Consider the following 23461-nt stretch of genomic DNA (forward strand, 5'->3'; position numbering starts at 1 on the left):
TGAGGATTCGGAAAGGAAAAGCCGCTATGGATGAACGGAGGCACGTCATTCTTATAACAGATGGAGACGATTTTGCAAGGAAGACAGTTGAACTTGTTGCTAAGGAAATCGGAGGAAGATGTTTGTCCTTGTCGCATGGAAACCCTTCAATCTTAACCGGTCAGCAAATCGTCAAGCTAATAAAAAAGGTTTCCCATGATCCTGTCCTGGTTATGTTTGATGACAGCGGGTTTATCGGGGAGGGAACTGGAGAGAATGCGCTGAAATATGTTGCGTGCCATAAGGATATCGATGTTCTGGGAATCATAGCAGTTGCCTCAAAAACAAGACAGGCCGAATGGACAAAAGTAGATGTGTGTATTGATAATAATGGCGAATTAACCCCCTACGGAGTTGATAAGTTTGGAGTTCCCGAGATGGAAATAGGCAGAATCAATGGTGATACCGTTTATTGTCTGGATCAGCTGGATGTGCCGATAATCGTGGGAATTGGCGATATCGGGAAGATGTCCAAAAAAGATCATTATGATGCAGGATCACCGATTACTAAAAAGGCAGTAGAACTTGTATTGGAAAGGAGCGGCTATTATGGCACAAAGGAAGACGAAAGAAGATAAGACACCCATATTTGAATCCGTACATGAAATTGAAAAATATATGAAAAATAGAGTCGGCCTGGGAGAAAGCTTCGATCTGGGTGTCAGAAAGCTAACGATCTTAAGGAAGGATGTACATTTCTATTATATTAACGGATTAACGGATACGAATTATATCATTGCTATCATTGAGGGATTGGTTGGAATCAATGACAGTGAAAAACTTTCCGCTAACCTTTTTAAAATCATTGAAAACAGGCTGAGGCATCAATCAATTGAACACATTAAAACAATGGATGAGCTGGTCGATCAGGTGCTCTCAGGTCTAATTGTGGTTGTAGGCGAGGGAGAGGGAGAAGGGCTTGTCATCGATGTCAGAAGCTATCCCGGCAGAACCCCTCAGGAGCCGGATACTGAAAAAGTTGTCCGCGGATCAAGAGATGGCTATGTAGAAAATATTATAGTAAACACGGCCTTAACCCGCAGAAGAATTAGGGATGAGAGACTGCGATTTGAGATAATGCGCGTAGGTGAAAGGTCTAAAACGGATGTTGCCATTGGTTTCATTAAAGATGTGGCCAATCAGGATTTAGTTGATTTAATTAGAAAAGAAATAAAAGCCATTGAAATAGATGGCATTACCATGGCTGATAAAACAGTTGAAGAATTTATACTGAAACAGGGTTACAATCCCTTCCCGCTGGTACGGTATACGGAAAGGGCAGATGTGGCAGCAGCCCATTTGCTTGAAGGGCATGTTATTGTTTTTGTTGATACTTCACCAAGTGTGATTATAACACCTACTACTTATTTCCATCATTTACAGCATGCGGAAGAATACAGGCAATCGCCAGCTGTCGGCACATTTGTCCGCTGGATTCGCTTTTTAGGTCTCTTGGCTTCTGTTGTGCTTTTGCCGCTATGGTTCTTGTTTGTTTTGGAGCCTTCGCTTCTGCCTGAAAGGATCGCGTTTATCGGACCAAACGAAGAAACGAATGTGCCTGTCATAGCCCAGCTGTTTCTTGCAGACATCGGAATTGAGTTTCTAAGGATTGCAGCCATCCATACACCTACACCGCTTTCAACAGCTATGGGCTTAATAGCCGCTGTACTTATAGGCCAAATTGCCATAGATGTTGGCCTATTTGTTCCTGAAGTCATTTTATATGTATCACTTTCGGCAATTGGGACATATACGACACCAAGCTATGAACTGAGCATTGCCAATAAAATTCTGCGATTGTGTTTGCTTGTGGCAGTTGCCATTTTCCATACACCCGGCCTAGTCGTGGGACTCACACTAATCATTCTCCTGCTGGCAAGCATTAAATCTTTAAATACACCATATCTATGGCCATTTATTCCATTCAGCCCGGTGGCTTTAACCCAGATCCTGATTCGCCGTTCCATGCCCGGTTCAAAGATCAGGCCGAGTATTGTCCAGACTAAAAATCGTTATAAGCAGCCTGTTAAATAAGAAATACGCGTAATGCCGATTGCGGAAATACACGAAATATGGTAAAGTTTTTTTAATTAAATAAAGGATTAAAGGAAACAGAATAGACAGTCTCTTACGCAGCTGTCTTTTTCTTTCATAAACTGATTAATCACGGGGGCAGGGGAACCTGGCCTGGCTCCTGCGGAAAAGGAAGAGGGGGAACCATGTATTTTCACGGCACCATGAAGGTAAATGAAAAAGGGCATCTTGAAATTGGCGGTATGGACACAGTCGATCTTGCCGGTCAATTTGGAACACCTTTATACGTATATGATGTGGCATTAATAAGAGAACGGGCAAGGGGATTTAAGCAGACTTTCGATAAGCTTGGAATAAAAGCACAAGTGGCATATGCAAGCAAAGCTTTTTCTACAGTGGCCATGGTTCAGCTTGTTGATGAAGAAGGTCTTTCTTTGGATGTAGTTTCAGGCGGAGAGTTATACACGGCTCTTGCTGCAGATTTTCCACCTGAAAGAATTCATTTTCACGGGAATAATAAAAGCAGAGAAGAATTGAAAATGGCTCTTAAGAATCAGGTCGGCTGTATTGTTGTCGATAATTTTTATGAGCTGGAATTATTAGAGGAGATTTGCGAATCTCTTGCAGCCAGGACAAAAATCTTACTGAGGGTTACACCTGGAATTGAAGCCCATACCCATGATTATATCTTAACTGGCCAGGAAGATTCAAAATTTGGGTTTGACCTTCAGAATGGACAGGCGGAAACGGCTTTACAAAAAGCGCTGAATTCAAGCTGGATCGAAACACTTGGACTGCATTGTCATATCGGTTCTCAGATTTTCGATACAACAGGATTCATTTTGGCTGCCAAGAAAATTTTTGAAAAGATGGCAGAATGGAAAGAAAAGCATGCTTATGAACCTATAGTGCTTAACTTAGGCGGAGGTTTTGGAATCCGCTATACAGAAGATGATGATCCGATTCATGCATCTCAATATGTTGAAGAAATCATTGGGGAAGTTAAGAAACAGGCTGAACATTACTCAATGAAGATGCCGGAAATTTGGATTGAGCCGGGGCGCTCCCTTGTGGGAGATGCAGGGACAACTTTATACCAGACGGGATCACGCAAAGAGGTTCCAAATGTCAGAAATTATCTGGCTGTGGACGGCGGCATGAGTGACAATATCAGGCCGGCTCTTTATCAGGCTAAATATGAAGCGGTATTGGCAAACCGGGTATTGGATAAACCCGAAGAGACAGTATCAATTGCCGGTAAATGCTGTGAATCAGGCGATATGCTTATTTGGGATTTGCCTCTTCCAAAAGCAGGGGATCAAGACCTCTTGGCGGTTTTCTGCACCGGCGCATACGGCTATTCCATGGCAAACAACTATAACCGAATTCCAAGGCCGCCTGTCGTTTTTATTGAAAATGGAGAGGCAAAGCTGGTTGTTAAAAGAGAAACATACGAGGACATTTTAAGATTGGATTTGCCAATCAATGAAAAAATAAAAAATTAAGCTGCCCGTCAAGGCAGCTTAATTTTTTAAGAGAAGAAGGCTTTAACAGCGTCTATTACACTCACAAAAAAACGCTTTAAACTTTCTAAAAAACCTTGGCCTTCTTCACTTTCAAGGTATTTGGATATTTTGTCTTTTGCCTGGTTAAGCTGCTCGCCGACCTGATTCCAGTCGATATCAAGCTCTTTCAGCTTGTTGAACAAATCTATTAAACTTAAAATCTCCTGTTCAGTCAGAGTGATGCCGAGTTCCTTGGCGGCATTTTCGATAATAGTTCTTAGTTCTGCATCGGTTTCAGGTGAGTTTTTTGCAATTTCCTCTTTAATTTTGGCAATTAAAGCAGCAGCATTCTCGTTTCCGACCGAATCGCCAAGCTTAGCTGTTTCGACCATTTCTTCATTAGCCGCCTGTTTTACTTCTTCAGGGATTGTTTTTTCGGCCGAAATTTCATATGCCTTGATGATGCCTGTTAAGGCAGCTGTTCCGGAAACATTCGCAGGAGCTGTTATATAGATTTTCGCATCTTTTACACCTGCAGTAATCAAGGCATTAATATACATTTCATCAGTAACCCAGTTGATATTCTTTGTCTCAACTTCAAGTCCGGAGCCTTGTTTTGCTATTGTGACAGCTGAAGAAGATATCGCTCTCGTGCCTATTAAAGCTTTAGAGATATAATTGCCAAGATATTTATGTTCTTCTTCATTTGAAACAGTAATGATGGCCGCATCTTTCGGAGCTTTCATTTCAGCCAGAAGCATATTTTTTTGTTCTTCTGATAGATTCTCTCCTAGGGTGACAATTACGTCACCTTCTGCCATATCGGCAAATGCCTGTATCGGCATAATAAATAATAGCGAAATCATGAATAGCGCAAGCATTTTATTCCATTTCATGCGGTTTCCTCCCGAAGCAAAAATAGGTAAGCCATGTATGACAAGTCTGCCTTAATTATAATGGCTTCCTGTAAATAGACGATTCTTATGCGGAAAAGTTTCAATTCTTCTTTACCTGAAACATTAGCTCAAAATGCCTATTTCAGCAAGCAGAATGGAATTATCAAAAAGAATAGTGTAAAATGAATGATAGTTTGTGAGTCATAGGATTTATATAAATGGGGGCAGTAAGGAATCATGAAAAAAAGCAATTGGCTTCTTTTTATTTTATTGCTTGTCTTAAGTATCGGATGGGGACTGGTTTACTGGTTTTTTATAGTTTAGAGCCGTCTTGTATCAAAAAAGGCGCTAAGGCAATGAATTATACGGTTTTTATTCGAAAATAGCAACATTCAGCATGAATACATATACTGTTATGGTAAGTTTATAAATATTAAAAAGTGGGAAAAATAGTTATGATGTTTTTATTCAAATAATGAGGGATTAATATGCTAATTCGATATAAAAAATCATTTGAAAAAATTGCAATGGGTCTTTTATCTTTCATGCCTAATGAAAAAGACCTGAAAAGGCTGCAGCAGACGATGAAGCAATATGAATCAGAAGAAAATTGGCAGCTGTTTTTGTGGAAGGAAGACGAAGATATAATTGGGCTGGTTGGGGTTACATCAAGTGATCAGACCATGGAGATTCAGCATATCTCTGTTAACCCGTCACACCGGCATCAAGGGATAGGCAAAACAATGATAAAAGCATTGGATGAACTATACCCTGGCAAAACGTTAACTGCAACTGATGAAACGGAAGCTTTTTTGAACAAGTGTGATATCAATAATGAAAATAAAGAAAAAGGCAGCGAATAATTATTATTCCTGCCTTTTTTTCTGATTCAGGGCATCCAGTCTCTCTTTAATGACCATTGTTCTATCTCTTCTTTTATGGCGGTGAACAATTTCTTTATCCAGTAGAATGCTGTCAGAGCACCAGGCAAATCCCTTGGAGGAGCAAACATCCATGCATTTTTCCTTAAGCAAGTGGTCTGTTATTGGCAAATTAACGCTCGTGTACTTACCGCCTTTTTGTATCAGCTCGAGCCTGTCCTTAAGGTCTTTCATCAATTGATCTGCATTAAGTCCCAGTGCCGTCAAATCTGCAGGACTGCACTCCAATATGCCGATTCCTTTGCGGAGAGTACGTTCGGCACCATTATTATTTTCTCTGCGATGATGATAAAAAGAAACTGCCATGAGAATTAGCCCAACCCATGTAGAACTTTTATTGTTTCGATCTGTATTCTTCCAGTATTCCTCCAGTATTTCGTGACATTCAAAATAATCACGGTCACCATGAAAATGGACCATGAACTCGATATATGCATCAGGATACATACTTTCACTCCTTGACAATTCTTTCTTTATTTTAACATAGGAGAAGCGGTTATCAGAAAAATAAAAACCCGGCGATTTAACCGGGCTTTTGAACACGTATATTTTGGCGCTTCTGGCTGGTCTCTGAAAGGCAATCCTTGTTCAGGTCCAGCCAGCAAAGTGCTGAATTTGTTATTTACTGTATTTAACGCAACAATTTAGAAGCACCAGGAAGCTCCTACAATAATTAAAAGGATGAACAACACTACAATTAAAGCAAACCCGGTTCCGCAATCTCCAAATCCAGAATTAGACATTCAAAATACCTCCTGTATCTTTATTTCCATACATCGTATGTAGGCAATTGCCTGAATGATTGGGCGCATCAAAAAAATTTGAAAATGAAATTGGGGGCATTCCGGACATCAGGGTTATTTTTCTATTGGATAACATTAATGAATAATCTATACTAGATATAGTCTTTTGGCGTTTAACGGAATCAATATTAGGAAAATTTGGTGGGTATTTATGCAATATGATCATTATAACGTAAAAATAGATGCGTTCGAGGGGCCGCTGGATCTCCTTCTTCATCTTATCAATCGGCTGGAAATCGATATCTATGACATTCCTGTATCAGAAATAACCGAGCAATACCTCATTTATATACATACAATGAAAGAGCTCCAGCTTGACGTAGCAAGCGAATATCTTGTGATGGCAGCTACACTGCTGGCTATTAAAAGCAAAATGCTCCTGCCAAAGCATGAAGAGGAAGAGCTGGAGGATGAATTTGGAATGGAAATGGAGGAAGATCCAAGAGATGAACTTGTAGAACGGCTGATTGAATACCGTAAATATAAGGAAGCTGCAGAAGAGCTTAAGGAGCGCGAACAGGATAGAAGTTTAATGTATACAAAGCCGCCTGCAGACCTTTCAGAATATGTGAATGATTCTCAGCAGGAAAAAGCTGATTTGAATGTAAGTCTTTATGATATGCTTGGTGCTCTGCAAAAGTTATTAAGAAGGAAGAAACTGCAAAGGCCGCTTTCTGCGAAAGTTGCCCGTCAGGAGATTCCCATAGAGAAGCGGATGTCTGAAATTGTGGACCAATTAAGGAATTTTAAGGGGAGGAAAAAATTCACCGACCTTTTTCCAATATCAGACAGAGAACATATAGTGGTTACTTTCTTGGCGGTGCTGGAGTTAATCAAGCGCAAAGAAATACAGGTCGAGCAGGACAGAAACTTCTCGGATATCTTTGTAGCGTCCATGGAAGGAGACAAATAGTATGGAGATTATTAATTGGAAAGGAATTGCTGAAAGCCTTCTGTTTGCAGCCGGTGATGAAGGCTTATCCCTAAAGCAAATTGCCCATGTTCTGGAGGTGGAAGAACTTCAGGCCCGTGAAATCATGGACAGCCTTATTGAAGACTACAGCAATAGCAGCCGCGGAATTATGGTGGTTGAACTGGCAGGGACTTTTCAGCTGGTTACGAAAAAAGAGTTTTCTGCGTATTTAAAAAAGCTGGTAGAATCTCCATCGTCCGCTTCCTTATCTCAGGCGGCACTCGAGACATTGGCAATCATTGCTTACAGACAGCCTATTACAAGGACAGAGATTGAAGAGATAAGGGGAGTCAAGACAGAGAGGCCTCTTCAGACATTATCGGCAAAAGTACTGATTAAAGAAGTTGGACGGGCAGAAGGAACAGGGCGGGCCTACCTGTATGGAACGACTAAAGAATTCCTTGATTATTTTGGCCTTAAAAGCATAGAAGAGCTTCCGCCGCTCCCCGATAAGGTTAGTGAAGAAGAGGATTCCTTCCAGGAAGAGGCAGATTTATTCTTTGAGAAGTTCCAGGAGCTAGATTCTTGAGTTTTCTGACACATTACATAGGAAGTGTGGTAAAATAGATTTATATTTTTCCCTTTCCTTTTAAAACAGCTGTCATACATATCATCTTAAAACCGTCGGGGGAAATAGGAGGGTTTTGCTTGCTGATTAAACATTGCATTGGATACGAGCTTGAAAAAGAAAAGCCGAACACTTCGGAAGACTTTTTTAACAGAAGCGAGATTGTGTTCGAAGAAGATGGGCAGGAGAAAACTTTTCATGTTTTATATGTCCGTTTCTTTGATGAATCCATGAATGAGTTCACACCCTATGAACAGGACCCGGTCTTCATTGCTGGTTCGAGAGAGGTGCAGTTCAAGGATCTTGTTGCTCTTTCATGTTTATTAAAGAACCCGGGTTTTAGGCATCGTAAACGAATTTATCTTAACTCAAAGGCTGATTTTGCATCCTATTTTCAGGATCTGGACTTTTCCAAGCTTCCATCCATTTTTGAAGCGCTGGAGAATAAAAAATCCTTTGACCTGCGATCACCTTTAGATTTTATTGTTCAACCGCAGTAATAGCCAGTGTATAAATACGGGGGTGTAATGGATGGGGAATTCAATCGTTAAATCACAAATGGAAGATGTGAAAAATTTCCTCGGTAATAGCGTTGCCGCTTTTGAAGATTTCTTAAATAATACAACGATTAAAGATCTTGAAACAGAAAAACAGGGAAATGTGAATTATTATAAAAGCATTCTTTCACATGTCAGAAAACTCCTGGTTTATTGTGAAGAAGGGCTTGATACCTGCACGATCATTTTAAAAAGTGAACCCTTCCAAAAGGGGGCTGCCGAAAAGACATTATATCGGATTTACCATCAATGCATTGAAGAGTTTTTCTCTCCGAAAAATGATGCCTGGTTTGAGAATAGCCGTTCAGCATATACTGGAAAAAACTCAATCCAATTCCACGAGGAAGTTCCTGACAGCCTAAAAACAATGTTCAGGCAGCTGGAAGGAGAGTTCCAGCGGATTCGGGAGGAACTTGAATATTACGAAACCGACTACCGGACAAAAATGATTCAATCAAAATAGGAATGTTGAAGAACAGCAGGCGGCTGTTCTTTTTTTGTGGGCGGGTTTACTGCAGTCTAGCGGGCAGTAAAAGATTGAAGTTTCACTTTATATGCAGGTTTCCAATTTTCTTTGGAAAACGTACAAACTTCCACTCATACAAATAGAAAGTGAGCTATAAAAAGAAGTGAGTGAGGGATTGTATGAGTAAAATGGAAGATTACATCAAGGAAGTTACAAAATGGAACAAAGAGCTAAGAGATTTCTTAGACTCGGAGGATGTTGAACAAAACAATGAACTGTGGCAAAGGCTGGATCATTTTACCGAAATTATGGATGGAATAAACGGTCCCCTCGATATTGAAGCCCTCGAAAAGCTGCAGGAACACGTAGATACTCTTCATTCCGATATGGAGAATTATTTTACTAATAGACAGCAGCTTGGAAATATCTATATCAATGAACCGTACATTTCTGCGGGTAAGCACTTTTTGCCTCCGCTCCCTTATGATTACAGTGCACTTGAACCGCATATCTCAGGTGAAATTATGAGACTGCATCATGATAAGCATCATCAATCTTATGTGGATGGATTGAATAAAGCAGAAGTGATGCTTCAAAATGCGAGAGACAATAATGACTACAGTCTCGTAAAACACTGGTCCCGTGAACTCGCCTTTCATGGATCGGGCCATTATTTGCATACGATATTCTGGAATAATATGAGCCCTGAGGGCGGAGGAAAACCTTCTGGGGCACTCCTCAAAGAAATTAACAAATACTTTGGGAGCTTTGAGAGGTTCAAAAACCATTTCACTGAAGCAGCCAAACAGGTAGAGGGCGTAGGCTGGGCAATACTGGTCTGGTCGCCAAGAGCGCGCAGACTCGAAATACTTCAGTCGGAAAGACATATGCTCTTAACCCAGTGGGATACGATCCCATTGCTGGTTTTAGATGTATGGGAACATGCATATTATCTGCAATATAAAAATAATCGTGGAGATTATGTGAAAAGTTGGTGGAATGTTGTCAACTGGAAGGATGTAGAAGACAGGTATTTAAAAGCATCTGAGTTAAAATGGAAGCCGTTCTAAATAGGAGAAGAAATAAGAAAAAGGGGAGTACCAAGAGTATTCCCCTCATTTTTGATGGACAAGCCTTTTCCAAAGCCGCCTGACAAGTCAAACTTAATAGTCATATCACTACTTGTCCTGCATAAACTTGTACAAATAAATGAAAAACATGGAGCTCCTCTCTGCGGGGGGATCCTGTATTTCGCTCAATTTGACATTCCACAAAGGAGACGGGGTTTTGTGCAATGAAATGGTTTAGAAGGCTGATGGCCATGGTTTTGGCCACCGCGTTGATGGTGATGAATATTCCTCAGAAGGCAGAAGCGTCTGTTTCAGTAAGTGCCCGGAGTGCCATATTAATGGAGCAGGATTCTGGCCGTATCCTTTACCAGAAAGATGCAAATGAAGTGAGGAGAATAGCAAGTATTACAAAAATAATGACAGCAATTCTGGCTATAGAGTCCGGAAAAATGGACGACATGGTTAAAGTAAGTGAGCGTGCTGTCAGAGCGGAAGGCTCCTCGATTTATCTAAAGGCAGGCGAAAAAATTAAGCTTGAAGATCTGGTCTATGGACTCATGCTTCGTTCAGGCAATGACTCTGCTGTTGCAATCGCAGAGCATGTTGGCGGAAGTCTTGAAGGATTCGGCTTTTTAATGAATAAGAAAGCTGAAGAGATTGGCATGAAGAACACACATTTCGCAAATCCCCATGGTCTGGATGATCATGAAGACCATTATTCGACAGCGTATGATATGGCTTTGCTGACCAGGTATGCAATGAATAATGAGACATACCAAAAGATTGCTGGTACAAAGGTGCACAGAGCACCAAATCCGAATGAAAGCTGGGACAGGGTGTGGAAAAATAAAAATAGGCTCCTGACTGAATTATATGAGTATTGCACCGGGGGAAAAACAGGATATACAAAAAGGGCAAAAAGAACTCTTGTTACAACAGCATCCAAAGGCAGCCTTAATCTGATTGCAGTAACCTTAAACGGACCCGATGACTGGAATGACCATATTAATATGTATGAGAAAGCTTTTAAAACCTATGAAATTGTGGAAGTCCTGCCCGAGGGAATTATAGATGATATTGATGAAGAATATTATAAAGGCAAAGTTTATTTAAAGCATCCCTACCACTACCCTGTTTTAAAAGAGGAAAAAGACAAGTTTAAGATTAATATAGAGCTGCAGAAACCTGAAACAGAGTGGAAAGACAGCCGGACAATGCCTGAAGTCATAGGACAGGCAACAGTGTATTTTGAAGATCAGCCTGTTAAAAAACTTCCTTTATATTACAAGCATGATAAAGCAAAAGAAGATAAATCGCTTTTAGAATACTTTAAGGGTCTTTTTACCTCCATTGCGGGAGTGAAGATCAATGGTTAATATCATTTGGGTAATGCTTACCGCTATAGGCATTGTCTTTGCCATGATAAATGGCACCATAAACGAAGTGAACGAAGCCATTTTCAATGGTGCAAAAGAAGCGGTCACGTTATGTATCGGTCTAATCAGCATACTCGTTTTTTGGCTGGGAATGATGAGAATTGCAGAGGATGCCGGATTGCTGAAGAAGCTTGCTTCCTTATTCCGGCCTCTTGTGAAAAGGCTATTTCCAGAGGTGCCGGGTGATCACCCGGCGATGGGATATATGCTGTCAAACATGATGGCCAATATGTTCGGTCTTGGAAACGCAGCTACCCCGCTCGGTATAAAAGCTATGGAAGAGCTGAAGCAATTGAATGGGGGCAAAAATGAAGCGAGCCGCTCTATGATTACCTTTCTGGCCATCAATACTTCAAGTCTTACTTTAATTCCTACAACCGTGATTGCAATACGGATGAATTATAATTCCGCCTCGCCAACTGATATTGTAGGTCCCACTTTAGTGGCTACATTCTGTTCAACATTGGCCGCAATAATGATTGACCGTTATTTCTATTATCGAAGAACGCGTAAAGGATGAGGTTAGGATGGAGATTGTGTCAGCTGTTTCCCTTTGGTTAATTCCTATTTTAATAGGATTTATATTAATATATGGAACATTTAAGAAAGTTCCTACCTATGAAAGCTTTACTGAAGGCGGAAAAGAAGGCATAAAAATTGCTGTATCCATCATTCCGTTTCTTGTCGGCATGCTTGTAGCCATATCGGTCTTCAGGGCTTCCGGCGCTCTGGAGTATTTTATGGATCTGATCAGGCCCGGACTAGATGCCCTTGGAGTACCTCCTGATATCGTGCCCCTGGCTATTATCCGTCCGATCTCTGGTACTGCAGCTCTGGGAATGACCAGTGATTTAATCGCTGTCCATGGTCCCGACTCGTTCATAGGCAGACTTGCCTCAGTGCTTCAGGGCAGTACAGATACAACTTTTTATGTACTGACGGTCTACTTTGGGGCGGTAGGAATCAAAAAAATGGGAGATGCCCTCAAAGTCGGACTCTTAGCCGATTTGGCAGGCATCATTGCCTCCATAGTGATTGTAACACTTGTTTTTGGAAATATGTAAAACAGAATGGAAAATAAAAGGCGTTTAATATAGGGTCTTAACGATGAGTCAGGTTGTTGCTATTTAACTGCAAACGAAGTTTAACCATCGGGCTGATTGGACTGGAGAGCACTTGATCCTCGAAAATGCATTCGTATTTTCTTCGTGCGGTGTAAATTCACAGAAGAAAATCCAATGTCCGGCGTGAGGAGGCTATCGTTCCTCTCTGCGGATTCACTAGCCGCAGCGGAAATCAGCGGATATCAGTTTAAAAACAAAACATCCTATTAATTAAAAGATACCTAATTAGGTGTCTTTTTTTATTTTTATCTAAATTCCAACATTCAGTAATTACAGACTATTTCTGATGCAAGCTGTTTTAACTATGGTTTGCTTTGAAAACTTGACGAATTATGTCATAATTCAGTAGGAGTGAAAAAGTATGAAATACTGTTAATAAAACTTTGAGGTGACATATATGGAAAGATTGCAGAAGGTTATTGCCCATGCTGGGTTTGCTTCGCGAAGAAAAGCGGAAGAGCTAATGGCTGAAGGCCGTGTAAAGGTTAATGGAAAAACAGTGAAGGAACTGGGAGTTAAGGTCTCTCCTTCAGATCGGATTGAAGTGGATGGAATTCCAGTTGAGAGAGAGGAGCCCGTTTATTTCCTTCTCTATAAGCCAAGAGGAGTAATTTCTGCCGTTTCCGATGATAAAGGCAGAAAAGTCGTCACGGATTTCTTTGAAGGAATCAAACAAAGAATTTACCCTGTTGGCAGATTGGATTACGATACATCCGGAATTCTCATTCTTACCAATGACGGGGAATTTGCAAATCTTTTAATGCACCCAAGCAATGAGATTGAAAAAGTCTACGTTGCCAAGATAAAAGGCATCCCTTCAAAAGAAAGCATGAGAAGCCTTCAAAGAGGAGTGGTCCTCGAAGATGGAAAAACAGCGCCTGCTAAAACCAAACTTTTATCAATGGATAAGAAAAAACAGACAGCCATTGTGGAAATCAGCATCCATGAAGGACGAAATCGCCAGGTTAGAAGGATGTTTGAAGCCATTGGCCATCCTGTTCTGAAACTGAAGAGGGAGAGATACGGCTATCTTACTTTGCAGGGTTTATCAGCGGGAGATGCGAGAGAACTTACTGCCCATGAAGTTAAACAGCTGCGGGCACTTGCTATGAAGAAGAAATAGTGAGCACAATAAAAATTCATAGAAGTGTCACAGTTACGATAATTTGTTAACAATATAGGTATGATGAAAAATGCTATAATAGTAAACAGCTATGAGGCTAAATTCTTTTTCCATATGTTACATATTAACGTATTAAAGGTACGATTTTTGATCTGAAAAGGATGCCTTAGGAGGGAAGTTTTTTATGAAGAAGCAGCGTCTGGTAATGAGAACAGTCATATTGCTTGTCCTTGGTGCTGCCGTGGCATATACGCTATACGCTAATTTTACGAAAGACAAGATTCAAAAGGTTGCTGTAGGAGAAAAGGCACCTGATTTCGTTTTGACAGACATGGATGGAAATAAACACCGGTTATCAGATTATGAAGGCCAGGGTGTTTTCCTGAACTTTTGGGGAACATGGTGCAAGCCCTGTGAGAAAGAAATGCCATATATGAACAACCAATACAAACAATTTAAAGATGAGGGTGTTCAGGTTTTGGCTGTCAATGTAGGAGAAACAGATTTGGCAGTTAATAAATTTTCTGAGCGTTACGATTTATCTTTCCCGATTGTCATTGATAAGAATACCCAGGTTCAATCAGCTTACGGGATTAATCCTCTTCCTGCAACTTTCCTTATCGATAAAGACGGGAAGGTAGTCAAGTATATTACAGGAGAGTTGACTGAAGATACAATCAAGAACTATATGGAACAGATTAAACCATAAGTTACGGGGAGTTTTATATATGAAAGAAGTAAAATGCGACTGCGGCCATGTAAATCCCATAGGAACGATACTATGTGAGTCATGCGGCAAGGTATTGGAAGAAAAAGAAAAAGATAAGAAACTTCTGGATATGCGGTATGAAGGTAGTGCACGCCGTTCGCAAACCTATAACAAAACCATAATTGATAAAATATGGAATTTCTTCTCGTCTGTAAAGGTTGGAGTCTGGCTGATTGTCATAACGCTGATTGCTTCAGCCCTAGGAACGATTCTCCCTCAGGAAATGTATATTCCGCCGATCATGCCTGCTGAAGAATATTACGAAGATCAATATGGATGGATAGGCAAATTATACTATGATTTAGGATTCCATAACCTTTACAGCTCATGGTGGTATTTGATTTTGATTGCCTCAATCGGCATATCGCTTGTAATATGCAGTCTGGATAGGGTAATCCCTTTGTACAGGGCTCTAAAAAAACAGAGGGTAAGCCGTCATGAAAGCTATCTCCAGCGCCAGCGGGTTTTTGGGGTTTCACAGGCAGAAGACACTGATCAGGCATTTACTATGGCAAAAGAAAAATTAAAATCAAAGAAATACAGCATCAGAGAAGAGAATGGAAACATCCTTGCCGAGAAGGGACGTTTTTCAAGATGGGGCCCATACGTTAACCATGTAGGGCTTATCATATTTTTAATCGGCGGAATGCTGCGTTTTGTACCAGGCATGTACGTTGACAAAATACTCTGGATCCGGGAAGGCGAGACAAAGGTCATTCCTGAAACCAATGGAGAATACTACCTTAAAAATGATGGCTTCATCCTTGAAATGTACGATAAAGAGAAAGATAAAGAAGTGTTTGAAGAAGCGATCGATAAAGCAGGAATGGTAGCAAAAAATTATCAGTCCAATGTGACTCTTTATAAAAAACAGGGAGATACAGTTGCAGGGGAAGAGGCTGATCTCGAGAAAGTTAAGGATTTTGAAATTAAGGTAAATAACCCTCTGAAGTTTGAAAAATTTGCATTATACCAAGTAGATTACAAGCTTAATGAGCTTAACAAAATGTCCTTTGCCCTGACCAATAAAAAAACGGGTGAAGAATATGGTGATTTAACAGTCGACCTGAACGATCCTCAGGATGTATATGATCTTGGAAATGGCTATAAAGCTGAAGTTGTCAGCTATTTTCCTGATTTTGAATTTGATGAAAATGGGGAACCGATAACAAAGTCCAGAGTTCCTAATAATCCTGCCTTTGTTTTTAAAATGTTTACTCCGGATAAGCCAGATGGCGAAATTAGCTTCGTTGCAATCAGACAGACAATTGAACCTTTTGGTGATAATGAATATAAGATGGCATTTAAAGGCATAGATACTAAAAATGTATCGGCTCTGACTGTCCGAAAAGATTTAACCCTATGGATTATTGCATTGGGCGGTGTTATTTTCATGATAGGTGTTGCACAGGGGTCTTATTGGAACCATCGAAGAATCTGGCTGCGCCGTGTCAATGGAGAAGTATGGGTAGCCGGACACACTAACAAAAACTGGCATGGACTTAAAAGGGAAATAGAGGCAGCATTGGACGGAACCGGAATTAAGGTGCCGGAAGACCAGCTGCAAAATCAAAGTGAAAAGAAAGGCTAAGGAGGAATCTGAGTGGTTACAATAAGCAGCAATTTACTATACACAGCTTTTATCCTCTATTTAATTGCTACTGTCTTTTTTGCTGGCTCCATAAAGGATAAGAAAAATACAAACAAAGGGCCAAACAAATGGGCGGCAATCGGATTATGGATTACCATTATCGGGTTTGCTGCACAGTTGGGCTACTTTATTACGAGATGGATTGCAGCCGGGCATGCGCCTGTCAGCAATTTATTTGAATTTACAACATTCTTTGGAATGTCGCTTGTAGGTGCTTTTATAGTGATTTATTTAATTTATAAAACACCTATTTTAGGAGTCTTTACGCTTCCTGTTGCTTTGCTTATGATCGCTTATGCAAGTATGTTTCCGCGGGAAGTTTCACCCCTGATCCCGGCTCTGCAGAGTGATTGGCTTCATATTCACGTTACAACTGCAGCAGTTGGACAGGCTATTTTAGCTGTCAGCTTTGCTGCAGGAATTATCTATTTGGTTAAATCAGTCGATCAATCAAAGCAAAGCAAACAGAGATTCTGGCTAGAAGCCGTTATGTTTGGCTTGGTTTGTACACTTGGCTTTATTATTATAAGCTCAAGCTTTTCAGCTTCCGGCTACAAGGCCGAATTTAACTGGGTTGATAAAAACGGACAGGAAGATGTGCTTGAGTATCATATGCCCGCTTTAACAGGTCCTAACGAAGGAAAGCTGATTACGGAAGGGAAATTTGAACCGCTGGCAGAAATGCCTGCAATTATTAATGCAAAAAAATTAAATACAGTTATATGGTCATTGGCTTCAGGTATCATTTTATATCTTGCATTAAGATTGATTCTCCGAAAAAGAGTTGGAGCTGCGCTTCAGCCGCTTGCTAAAAATATTAATCTGGATTTGGTTGATGAGATCGGCTACCGTTCAGTATTAATCGGATTTCCGGTATTTACGCTCGGAGCGTTGATATTTGCCATGATATGGGCACAAATCGCCTGGACTCGTTTCTGGGGATGGGATCCAAAGGAAGTATGGGCACTTATTACCTTCCTATTTTATGCTGCCTATCTTCACCTTCGCCTTTCAAAGGGCTGGCATGGTGAAAAGTCTGCGTGGCTTGCAGTAATCGGATTTATCATTATCATGTTTAACCTGGTTGCGGTAAACCTGGTCATTGCAGGATTGCACTCCTACGCCGGATCATAACAAGAAAAGCGGAAGCCGCCTTGCTCACCCCCGACAAGCACAAGACGGGCCTCCCGGAAAGGCGTCCTTTGCCTTTTTGGGAGGATTACTCGAAATGTGGAGGCGACTGCCCTATCAACGTACGCAGACTAAGATCGCCTCGTCCTGTGGCAACGTCTGCATGACCCGCATCCTGCGGGCCTCAGGCATAAGACGGTTCCTGTAAGAAGGCGTTCTTCCTTCTGAAAGGAAACGCCTTATGACCCCGAGTCCCTAGGAGCCGAAACAAGACAAGCTTGTGACCTCGAGGGGGTAGGCGCTGGAGTTAGACAGTTCTCAAAATTCAAAGATAATAATTCTGATATTAATCATACAAGCCTTCACTTCACAACAGTGAAGGCTTTAATTAAAACTATAATTCTTCTGTGATTTTCTGCTCTATATTTACTATGTGTCACCGCGATTTGATTGGAGCGGAAGGTGAGAGATCCTCGAATATGCATCCGCATTTTCTTCGTGCGGTGTTCTTTCGAGGAAGCTCATTCAACGTCCTACGGGAGTAGCGTACCAGGGGAGACCCCGCAGACGCTAAGCGTCGGAGAATCCAGGCAGCCCCGTGTGTCGCTAAGTGCCTGCAGCGGAAATCAACGGGCAGAATTCTTTAGCTAAAATAGATTTTTGAGAAGAGCCATTTCTATTGAACGTTAGGGGGATTTGAAAAATGGAAAACCAAGTGAAAATTCTACTAGTGGATGATGAAGAAAGAATCCGCCGTTTATTAAAGATGTACCTTGAGCGTGAAAATTATTCGATTGATGAAGCGGAAAATGGAAACCAGGCTTTGTCAAAAGCTCTCGCAAATGATTACGATGTCATCCTTTTGGATTTAATGATGCCCGGCAAAGACGGCATTGAAGTCTGCAGAGAGCTGAGAGAGAAAAAAGCTACTCCTGTGATCATGCTGACAGCCAAAGGGGAAGAAGTTAACCGCGTACAGGGATTTGAAGTGGGCACAGATGATTATATTGTAAAGCCTTTCAGCCCGAGGGAAGTTGTGCTGCGAGTGAAGGCATTATTGCGCAGGTCTTCTAAAACTACCTACCTTCAAACAGAAACAACAGCAAAGGATGTAATTGTTTTTCCTCATCTAACGATTGATAATGACGCTCACAAAGTGTTGGCTGATGGAAAAGAAGTCAGTTTAACGCCAAAGGAATATGAACTTCTCTATTTCCTGGCAAAGGCACCGGATAAGGTTTTTGACAGGGAGCAGCTGCTTAAGGAAGTTTGGCACTATGAATTTTTCGGAGATTTAAGAACTGTCGATACACATGTGAAGCGCTTGCGTGAAAAATTAAATAAAGTTTCTGAGCAGGCTGCCAGAATGATTGTCACTGTTTGGGGAGTGGGCTACAAGTTCGAGGTTATTAATGAATGATGCTCTTTAGGAGTGTTGCAGGTAAGCTTTGGGGCACAATTCTTTTGTTAGTTTCCTTTGTACTGCTAATTTTAACAGTCATGCTGCTTGAGTTTTTTGAAAATTACCATATAAATGAAACAGAGAAAGGATTATCAAATACAGCCCATAAAATAACCAGAATTTTAAAAGAGCATAATCGTGAAGTCGGTTTGGAGATCTCCTGGGAACTTGTCGACGATGTTACAAAAGTAGTCATTATTAACTCGCCGAAAGAGTACTACTATTCTCCAAATCATACAGGTTCATTAAAACTCCCTATCTCCTACCTCACCGAGGAAGATGATTTAAAAGAAGTCCTCACGGAAGATAAGACTGTAAAAAAAGTAACATCCGTTAATCCTGAGTACACAGATGTAGCCGCAGATGATGACAGCAAGATTCTTATAATTGGGGTCCCTCTTGAAGGGGACAGCAGCAATGGGGCCGTCTTTATTTATCAATCCATTGAAGTCATGCATGAAACACTGCGTTCAACGACTAAATTTATTTTGCTGGCTGCAGGAGTTGCCATTATCCTAACAACCATCTTTGCATTTTTCTTATCGACAAGAATTAATGCTCCGCTCAGAAAAATGAAAGAAGCTGCCTTTGAGGTAGCAAGAGGTAAATTCGACACAAAGGTTCCGATCCTGACTAATGATGAGGTTGGCGAATTAGCCATGGCTTTTAATCAAATGGGCAGACAGCTGAAATTCAATATGAATGCTCTAAGCCAGGAAAAAGAACAGCTGGCAAGCATTCTAAGCGGGATGGCTGATGGGGTAATCACCTTCAACCGGGATGGCACGATCCTCATCACAAATCCTCCTGCAGAGCGGTTTTTGCAAAGCTGGTTTTATGAACTGGATGACATTGAGAATAATACAGAGGAAGTGCCATCCAAAGTCATGGAGCTTTTCCAGCTTGCTGTTAATACCGAGAAGGAGCAGATCGGAGAAATCTCTATACAAGGACGTTCCTGGGTGATAATCGTAAGCCCTCTTTATAATAATAAATATATAAGAGGAGCGGTTGCGGTTATCAGGGACATGACGGAAGAGCGTAAGCTTGATAAGCTCCGGAACGATTTTATAGCGAATGTTTCTCATGAATTAAGGACGCCGATTTCTATGATGCAGGGATATAGTGAAGCGATTGTCGATGATATTGCCGGAACGGACGAAGAGAAAAAAGAGATGGCAAGTGTCATTTATGATGAATCCCTGAGAATGGGCCGGCTTGTGAATGAATTGCTGGACCTTGCCAGAATGGAAGCCGGACATATTCAGCTGACAATGGAAGAAACTGAAGTGAATTCCTATCTGCAAAGAATTATCAGGAAGTTCCAGGGGCTGGCAAAAGAGAAGGAAATTAGTCTGGAACATGATCTGCAAAGCAAGGGTGTCCCTATTCAAATTGATCCGGACAGAATTGAACAGGTTATGACTAATCTGATTGATAATGCCATCCGGCATACCCCTCAGAATGGAGAGGTAAAAGTGCTCGAGAGAAGTGATGAACGGGGACTGTTTATCGAAGTGAGAGATTCTGGCTCAGGGATTCCTGAAGAAGACCTGCCGTTTGTATTTGAACGCTTTTATAAAGCGGACAAAGCAAGAACGAGAGGCCGATCTGGAACTGGCCTTGGCCTTGCAATTGCAAAAAATATAATTGAAGCTCATAAAGGACATATTACCGTTCAAAGCAAGACCGGACACGGTACGACATTTTCAATCTTTATCCCTCGAAATGAAGGATAAAGGCGAGAAATGTGGCGATTGTTCTTGATACACGGGAAACAATTTGTCATAGGCTTAGGGAAGGAGATGCATAAAGTTTCCTTCCCTTTTTTTTGAAATATAGTTCTAATCAACAGGCCGGGCGTTTTTGAAGGCAAGGGAGTAATCCTGCACCCAAACAGGCTCTTGCGCTTTTCTGCAAAATAATAATATAGTTAAACTGTAACTTTTTTTAGAGAGAGAACGACTATTTTATTGAACGGGGAGGGGAATCCATGGACTCCGTTTTTGATGATCTTTATAAAAAATACCATCATGACGTTTTTCAATTTCTATTTTATATGGTCAAAAACAAGGAACTGGCTGAGGATTTAGTCCAGGAAGTCTATATAAGAGTATTAAAATCATATGAAAAGTTTGAAGGGAAAAGCAGCGAAAAAACATGGCTCTTTTCCATTGCGCGGAATGTTGCCATAGATTCCTTTCGCAAGCAAAAGGGCTGGAAGCAAAGGATTATGGAGAAATTTGACTGGTCAACTCAGGAGGTAAAGGATGAACTTCCCTTGCCGGAAGAAATTGCCCTGCAAAGAGAAGAAATTCAGCTGATCTACCGCTGTCTGGATTTATGCACCATTGACCAGAGGCTTGTCATAATTATGAGATATATACATGAACTCAGCATTAATGAAACAGCTGATGCACTTGGCTGGTCCGAAAGCAAGGTTAAAACAACCCAGCATCGTGCCTTAAAGGTGCTTAAGAAACATATGGAAGATTTTAAGGTAAAGGAGGGAATGGATAATGAAGGAATCAAAGTGGAGCGATGAGCAGCTTCAGGAATTGCTGAGTCAGTTGCCTAAAATTAAAGATGATCGTGATCCGAGAGACATTTATCAAGCCATCGAAATTAAGATGGGAAAGCAAAAAAACAAAACATGGATCCTGCCATCTATCGCAGCGGCTGCTGCATTGCTCCTGCTTTTTATTCTCGTCCCAAACCTTATGAGCTGGCAGGAGTCTGCCGATAAGCAGGTCGAATCGAAAGCGGACCAATCAACCTCATCTGAACAAATAACAAGTGAAAATAACACTTTTCTGGAAGCAAAAGAGGAAGACTCTGAATTAATTGCTCAAGAGAAAGGCTCAGAAGAACAGGACCAGGCAGAGCTGTCCACTGAGCCGGAAGCGGAAGCGGAAGTAAATGATGAGGAGATAAGCCAGAAGACGGTTGCATCAGAATCTAGCCCTACTGCCGTTTATGAAGAAGATTTGGCAGGGAAAGAGGTACTGACTTATGCGATTCCAGATCAGGCGGCACAAAATATTGTACCCGTCAGTGTTTTAGTTGATGAAAATCCTGCCAGGACGAAATTTGAATTATTTGAAGACACAATGGGCAGGCTGACCGAAGATGAATGGGGTTTAGAGGATTACTATCCTCTGAAAGCAAATTTCACCTATGATCAGGGAAATAAAATGTTAACTGTTGATGTGCCAGCGGATCATCCATATAGTATGTCTTCCACGACAGAATTACTTTTAGAGAAGGTCTTGTCCAATATAATGAATAATCTTGATATTGAAAAGATTAACCTCATGACTGAAGGGGAAATCGGCATTGAATTTAGCCATTACGGATATAGAGAGGAATTTATCCCGGAAAATAGCAATGGTAACTTAATTTATTATTTCTTATATCCAAATGGCGCAGATTCAACACCATTCCTGGTCCCGCTAAGAGAGCAGCTCAACTCTATAAAAGATGCTCTAACAGCTATGAAGCAAAACCGGACTGAAAATAATTTACAGGCATCCATACCAGAAGACATTGATTTTGAAACAGAAGAAATACAGGATGGCAAACTCTTAATCCGTTTTAATAATGAATCAGAAATAATTGATGATGAATCAACACTTCATGCGATTGAAGCAATACTTCTGACGGCAAAAGACTTTGATTTTGACACGGTTAAATTGGAAAATGCAGATGTTGATAAAATAGGCAAGTTTGACCTTACAGAAGAATTAAAAGTACCAATAGCAGCGAATAAACGAGATTTGCCAAATTAGAGAGGTGGCCAATGTGGCTGCCTTTTCTTTTTTCAGGGATAAAAATCCCTCAGGTCTGCATAAAAACTATGCTGCTGGAAGTATACTAATAACTGTGCTTTTAAGAGCTTTATTATTAATTGTTCTAAAAGAGTACAAGCTGTCATAGGGTGAAAGAGAGTGCGGTCACTGAAAGGCACTCGTACGGATATTTCAGCTGACAACATAGGAGGAAAAGAATGAAGGATTACATAAGACGTTTCTTTATCGCAGGAATAATGGCTCTTTGTGTGAGTCTGTTATTTCTGGGAGGGAAGCATTCTAAAGCTGCCGAGCCAAAAATTCCGGAACTGACAGAGCATTGGGTATGGCCTGCAGATGGTGTAATTACAGACACGTTTGGGACAAGAGAAGGACAGCATAAAGGCATTGATATAGCTGGAGATTCCGGGTCTCCAGTTTATGCTGTTGACGCAGGAATTGTGTCCAGGTCTTATTATTCCCAAACATATGGAAATGTGATATTCATTAAACATAACAATCAAACTGAAACAGTATACGCCCATCTGGATAAACGCTTTTCTGCTGAAGGAGAAAGTGTTGGGCTGGGACAGAAAATCGGACTGATGGGAAGCACGGGTGACTCCTCAGGGGTGCATCTCCATTTTGAAATACATACGCAGGCATGGACAGCTGATAAAATAAATGCAGTTGACCCTTCTGTTGCATTTGGGATGGGAGAAGTTGGACAAGCTGTAAATGCAGTGATGAAAGATGAAAATGCGCGTGAAGTTTCAGCACGGCCATCTAATTTTGAGTCAGGGAAAATAAAAAATGGTTTCGAGGAAACTTACCATATAGTTAAAACAGGGGAAACATTATGGTCCATTGCTGCACACTATAATTTGCGGGCCGGGGAAATTGCGGATTTAAATAATATTAATCCTGATCACATTTTTTCAGGTCAAAAACTATTGATAAAACCCGTGAAATCTTTACAATACACTGTTAAACAGGGAGATACTCTATCTTCTATAGCAAAAATGCATGATACAACGGCAGAAACAATCAAAAAATTAAATAATGCTGATTCAGATACAATAAAAATTGGACAAATTCTAATCATTCGCAAAAAATAGAATAGAA

Annotated in this window: 24 protein-coding genes; 21 read left to right on the forward strand and 3 right to left on the reverse strand. The window is 40.9% G+C overall.

Annotation, left to right across the window (positions count from 1 at the left end):
* Nucleotides 1-26 precede the first annotated feature (26 nt).
* The 3 genes from MKY20_RS10700 to lysA all read left to right on the forward strand — a co-directional run bounded on the left by MKY20_RS10700 (nucleotide 27) and on the right by lysA (nucleotide 3578).
* Complete coding sequence (locus tag MKY20_RS10700) at nucleotides 27-617, forward strand: stage V sporulation protein AE (RefSeq protein WP_019380344.1); 591 nt, start codon at nucleotides 27-29, stop codon at nucleotides 615-617.
* Entirely contained in the window at nucleotides 589-2073 is a 1485-nt protein-coding gene (locus tag MKY20_RS10705) for a spore germination protein (protein ID WP_009332819.1), read from the forward strand. The genes MKY20_RS10700 and MKY20_RS10705 overlap by 29 nt, the downstream gene beginning before the upstream one ends.
* 185 nt (nucleotides 2074-2258) lie before the next feature.
* Nucleotides 2259-3578, forward strand: coding sequence for a diaminopimelate decarboxylase (gene lysA, locus MKY20_RS10710; protein ID WP_019380345.1), 1320 nt, complete (start codon nucleotides 2259-2261; stop codon nucleotides 3576-3578).
* Nucleotides 3579-3604: 26 nt separating this feature from the next.
* Here lysA and MKY20_RS10715 read toward each other — a convergent pair whose 3' ends face one another.
* Entirely contained in the window at nucleotides 3605-4474 is an 870-nt protein-coding gene (locus MKY20_RS10715) for a DUF1002 domain-containing protein (RefSeq protein WP_009332817.1), read from the reverse strand.
* A gap of 488 nt (nucleotides 4475-4962) precedes the next feature.
* Here MKY20_RS10715 and MKY20_RS10720 point away from each other — a divergent pair, with 488 nt between their 5' ends.
* Nucleotides 4963-5337, forward strand: a complete 375-nt coding sequence (locus MKY20_RS10720) for a GNAT family N-acetyltransferase (RefSeq protein ID WP_019380347.1) — start codon at nucleotides 4963-4965, stop codon at nucleotides 5335-5337.
* A gap of 3 nt (nucleotides 5338-5340) precedes the next feature.
* Here the strand turns inward: MKY20_RS10720 and MKY20_RS10725 are convergent, their stop codons facing one another.
* Both MKY20_RS10725 and MKY20_RS10730 read right to left on the reverse strand, forming a co-directional pair.
* Complete coding sequence (locus MKY20_RS10725) at nucleotides 5341-5862, reverse strand: DUF309 domain-containing protein (RefSeq protein ID WP_019380348.1); 522 nt, start codon at nucleotides 5860-5862, stop codon at nucleotides 5341-5343.
* Nucleotides 5863-6059: 197 nt separating this feature from the next.
* Nucleotides 6060-6158 carry a YjcZ family sporulation protein gene (locus MKY20_RS10730; protein WP_019380349.1) on the reverse strand — a complete coding sequence of 33 codons (99 nt, stop codon included), beginning with the start codon at nucleotides 6156-6158 and terminating at the stop codon, nucleotides 6060-6062.
* A 211-nt stretch (nucleotides 6159-6369) separates the two neighbouring features.
* Here MKY20_RS10730 and MKY20_RS10735 point away from each other — a divergent pair, with 211 nt between their 5' ends.
* The 17 genes from MKY20_RS10735 to MKY20_RS10815 all read left to right on the forward strand — a co-directional run bounded on the left by MKY20_RS10735 (nucleotide 6370) and on the right by MKY20_RS10815 (nucleotide 23454).
* Nucleotides 6370-7131: a segregation/condensation protein A gene (locus MKY20_RS10735; RefSeq protein ID WP_009332813.1), complete on the forward strand. Its 762-nt coding sequence runs from the start codon at nucleotides 6370-6372 to the stop codon at nucleotides 7129-7131.
* Nucleotide 7132: 1 nt separating this feature from the next.
* Nucleotides 7133-7720 (forward strand): SMC-Scp complex subunit ScpB, encoded by a 588-nt coding sequence (gene scpB, locus MKY20_RS10740; RefSeq protein ID WP_071157033.1) that lies wholly within the window; start codon nucleotides 7133-7135, stop codon nucleotides 7718-7720.
* A 119-nt stretch (nucleotides 7721-7839) separates the two neighbouring features.
* Nucleotides 7840-8259, forward strand: coding sequence for a hypothetical protein (locus tag MKY20_RS10745; RefSeq protein WP_019380351.1), 420 nt, complete (start codon nucleotides 7840-7842; stop codon nucleotides 8257-8259).
* Between the two features lie 31 nt (nucleotides 8260-8290).
* Nucleotides 8291-8779, forward strand: coding sequence for a YpuI family protein (locus tag MKY20_RS10750; protein ID WP_009332810.1), 489 nt, complete (start codon nucleotides 8291-8293; stop codon nucleotides 8777-8779).
* Between the two features lie 182 nt (nucleotides 8780-8961).
* Nucleotides 8962-9852, forward strand: coding sequence for a superoxide dismutase (locus tag MKY20_RS10755; RefSeq protein ID WP_071157035.1), 891 nt, complete (start codon nucleotides 8962-8964; stop codon nucleotides 9850-9852).
* A 224-nt stretch (nucleotides 9853-10076) separates the two neighbouring features.
* Entirely contained in the window at nucleotides 10077-11228 is a 1152-nt protein-coding gene (locus MKY20_RS10760) for a D-alanyl-D-alanine carboxypeptidase family protein (protein WP_341000960.1), read from the forward strand.
* A complete protein-coding gene (locus MKY20_RS10765; RefSeq protein ID WP_019380355.1) occupies nucleotides 11221-11808 on the forward strand; it encodes a nucleoside recognition domain-containing protein in 588 nt (195 codons plus the stop codon). The genes MKY20_RS10760 and MKY20_RS10765 overlap by 8 nt, the downstream gene beginning before the upstream one ends.
* A 7-nt stretch (nucleotides 11809-11815) precedes the next feature.
* A complete protein-coding gene (locus MKY20_RS10770) occupies nucleotides 11816-12352 on the forward strand; it encodes a spore maturation protein (protein WP_009332806.1) in 537 nt (178 codons plus the stop codon).
* A 457-nt stretch (nucleotides 12353-12809) separates the two neighbouring features.
* On the forward strand, nucleotides 12810-13535 hold the full coding sequence (rluB, locus tag MKY20_RS10775; RefSeq protein WP_019380356.1) for a 23S rRNA pseudouridine(2605) synthase RluB: 726 nt from the start codon (nucleotides 12810-12812) through the stop codon (nucleotides 13533-13535).
* Nucleotides 13536-13719: 184 nt separating this feature from the next.
* Nucleotides 13720-14244, forward strand: coding sequence for a thiol-disulfide oxidoreductase ResA (gene resA, locus MKY20_RS10780; RefSeq protein WP_019380357.1), 525 nt, complete (start codon nucleotides 13720-13722; stop codon nucleotides 14242-14244).
* Between the two features lie 19 nt (nucleotides 14245-14263).
* Complete coding sequence (resB, locus tag MKY20_RS10785) at nucleotides 14264-15895, forward strand: cytochrome c biogenesis protein ResB (RefSeq protein WP_251264360.1); 1632 nt, start codon at nucleotides 14264-14266, stop codon at nucleotides 15893-15895.
* A gap of 12 nt (nucleotides 15896-15907) precedes the next feature.
* Nucleotides 15908-17089, forward strand: coding sequence for a c-type cytochrome biogenesis protein CcsB (ccsB, locus tag MKY20_RS10790; RefSeq protein ID WP_009332802.1), 1182 nt, complete (start codon nucleotides 15908-15910; stop codon nucleotides 17087-17089).
* A 700-nt stretch (nucleotides 17090-17789) separates the two neighbouring features.
* Entirely contained in the window at nucleotides 17790-18506 is a 717-nt protein-coding gene (locus tag MKY20_RS10795; RefSeq protein ID WP_019380359.1) for a response regulator transcription factor, read from the forward strand.
* The gene (locus tag MKY20_RS10800; protein ID WP_251175099.1) at nucleotides 18503-20287 is read left to right on the forward strand and encodes an ATP-binding protein; all 1785 of its coding nucleotides are present in this window, start codon (nucleotides 18503-18505) and stop codon (nucleotides 20285-20287) included. The genes MKY20_RS10795 and MKY20_RS10800 overlap by 4 nt, the downstream gene beginning before the upstream one ends.
* A gap of 254 nt (nucleotides 20288-20541) precedes the next feature.
* On the forward strand, nucleotides 20542-21093 hold the full coding sequence (gene sigX / locus MKY20_RS10805) for an RNA polymerase sigma factor SigX (RefSeq protein WP_019380361.1): 552 nt from the start codon (nucleotides 20542-20544) through the stop codon (nucleotides 21091-21093).
* Nucleotides 21068-22336 carry a hypothetical protein gene (locus MKY20_RS10810; RefSeq protein ID WP_251175100.1) on the forward strand — a complete coding sequence of 423 codons (1269 nt, stop codon included), beginning with the start codon at nucleotides 21068-21070 and terminating at the stop codon, nucleotides 22334-22336. The genes sigX and MKY20_RS10810 overlap by 26 nt, the downstream gene beginning before the upstream one ends.
* Nucleotides 22337-22554: 218 nt before the next feature.
* A complete protein-coding gene (locus MKY20_RS10815; RefSeq protein ID WP_251266916.1) occupies nucleotides 22555-23454 on the forward strand; it encodes a LysM peptidoglycan-binding domain-containing protein in 900 nt (299 codons plus the stop codon).
* Nucleotides 23455-23461 lie beyond the last annotated feature (7 nt).

It is taken from the genome of Cytobacillus sp. FSL W8-0315 (genome assembly GCF_038002905.1).
In the GTDB taxonomy this organism is placed as follows: Bacteria; Bacillota; Bacilli; order Bacillales; family Cytobacillaceae; genus Cytobacillus; species Cytobacillus pseudoceanisediminis.

Excerpts from the sequence above, each read along its gene's own strand:
- MKY20_RS10700 (WP_019380344.1), top strand. The coding sequence starts at position 27 with ATGGATGAACGGAGGCACGTCATTCTTATAACAGATGGAGACGATTTT.
- MKY20_RS10705 (WP_009332819.1), top strand. The coding sequence starts at position 589 with ATGGCACAAAGGAAGACGAAAGAAGATAAGACACCCATATTTGAATCC.
- lysA (WP_019380345.1), top strand. The coding sequence starts at position 2,259 with ATGTATTTTCACGGCACCATGAAGGTAAATGAAAAAGGGCATCTTGAA.
- MKY20_RS10715 (WP_009332817.1), bottom strand. The coding sequence starts at position 4,474 with ATGAAATGGAATAAAATGCTTGCGCTATTCATGATTTCGCTATTATTT.
- MKY20_RS10720 (WP_019380347.1), top strand. The coding sequence starts at position 4,963 with ATGCTAATTCGATATAAAAAATCATTTGAAAAAATTGCAATGGGTCTT.
- MKY20_RS10725 (WP_019380348.1), bottom strand. The coding sequence starts at position 5,862 with ATGTATCCTGATGCATATATCGAGTTCATGGTCCATTTTCATGGTGAC.
- MKY20_RS10730 (WP_019380349.1), bottom strand. The coding sequence starts at position 6,158 with ATGTCTAATTCTGGATTTGGAGATTGCGGAACCGGGTTTGCTTTAATT.
- MKY20_RS10735 (WP_009332813.1), top strand. The coding sequence starts at position 6,370 with ATGCAATATGATCATTATAACGTAAAAATAGATGCGTTCGAGGGGCCG.
- scpB (WP_071157033.1), top strand. The coding sequence starts at position 7,133 with ATGGAGATTATTAATTGGAAAGGAATTGCTGAAAGCCTTCTGTTTGCA.
- MKY20_RS10750 (WP_009332810.1), top strand. The coding sequence starts at position 8,291 with ATGGGGAATTCAATCGTTAAATCACAAATGGAAGATGTGAAAAATTTC.
- MKY20_RS10755 (WP_071157035.1), top strand. The coding sequence starts at position 8,962 with ATGAGTAAAATGGAAGATTACATCAAGGAAGTTACAAAATGGAACAAA.
- MKY20_RS10760 (WP_341000960.1), top strand. The coding sequence starts at position 10,077 with ATGAAATGGTTTAGAAGGCTGATGGCCATGGTTTTGGCCACCGCGTTG.
- MKY20_RS10765 (WP_019380355.1), top strand. The coding sequence starts at position 11,221 with ATGGTTAATATCATTTGGGTAATGCTTACCGCTATAGGCATTGTCTTT.
- MKY20_RS10770 (WP_009332806.1), top strand. The coding sequence starts at position 11,816 with ATGGAGATTGTGTCAGCTGTTTCCCTTTGGTTAATTCCTATTTTAATA.
- rluB (WP_019380356.1), top strand. The coding sequence starts at position 12,810 with ATGGAAAGATTGCAGAAGGTTATTGCCCATGCTGGGTTTGCTTCGCGA.
- resA (WP_019380357.1), top strand. The coding sequence starts at position 13,720 with ATGAAGAAGCAGCGTCTGGTAATGAGAACAGTCATATTGCTTGTCCTT.
- resB (WP_251264360.1), top strand. The coding sequence starts at position 14,264 with ATGAAAGAAGTAAAATGCGACTGCGGCCATGTAAATCCCATAGGAACG.
- MKY20_RS10795 (WP_019380359.1), top strand. The coding sequence starts at position 17,790 with ATGGAAAACCAAGTGAAAATTCTACTAGTGGATGATGAAGAAAGAATC.
- MKY20_RS10800 (WP_251175099.1), top strand. The coding sequence starts at position 18,503 with ATGATGCTCTTTAGGAGTGTTGCAGGTAAGCTTTGGGGCACAATTCTT.
- sigX (WP_019380361.1), top strand. The coding sequence starts at position 20,542 with ATGGACTCCGTTTTTGATGATCTTTATAAAAAATACCATCATGACGTT.
- MKY20_RS10810 (WP_251175100.1), top strand. The coding sequence starts at position 21,068 with ATGAAGGAATCAAAGTGGAGCGATGAGCAGCTTCAGGAATTGCTGAGT.
- MKY20_RS10815 (WP_251266916.1), top strand. The coding sequence starts at position 22,555 with ATGAAGGATTACATAAGACGTTTCTTTATCGCAGGAATAATGGCTCTT.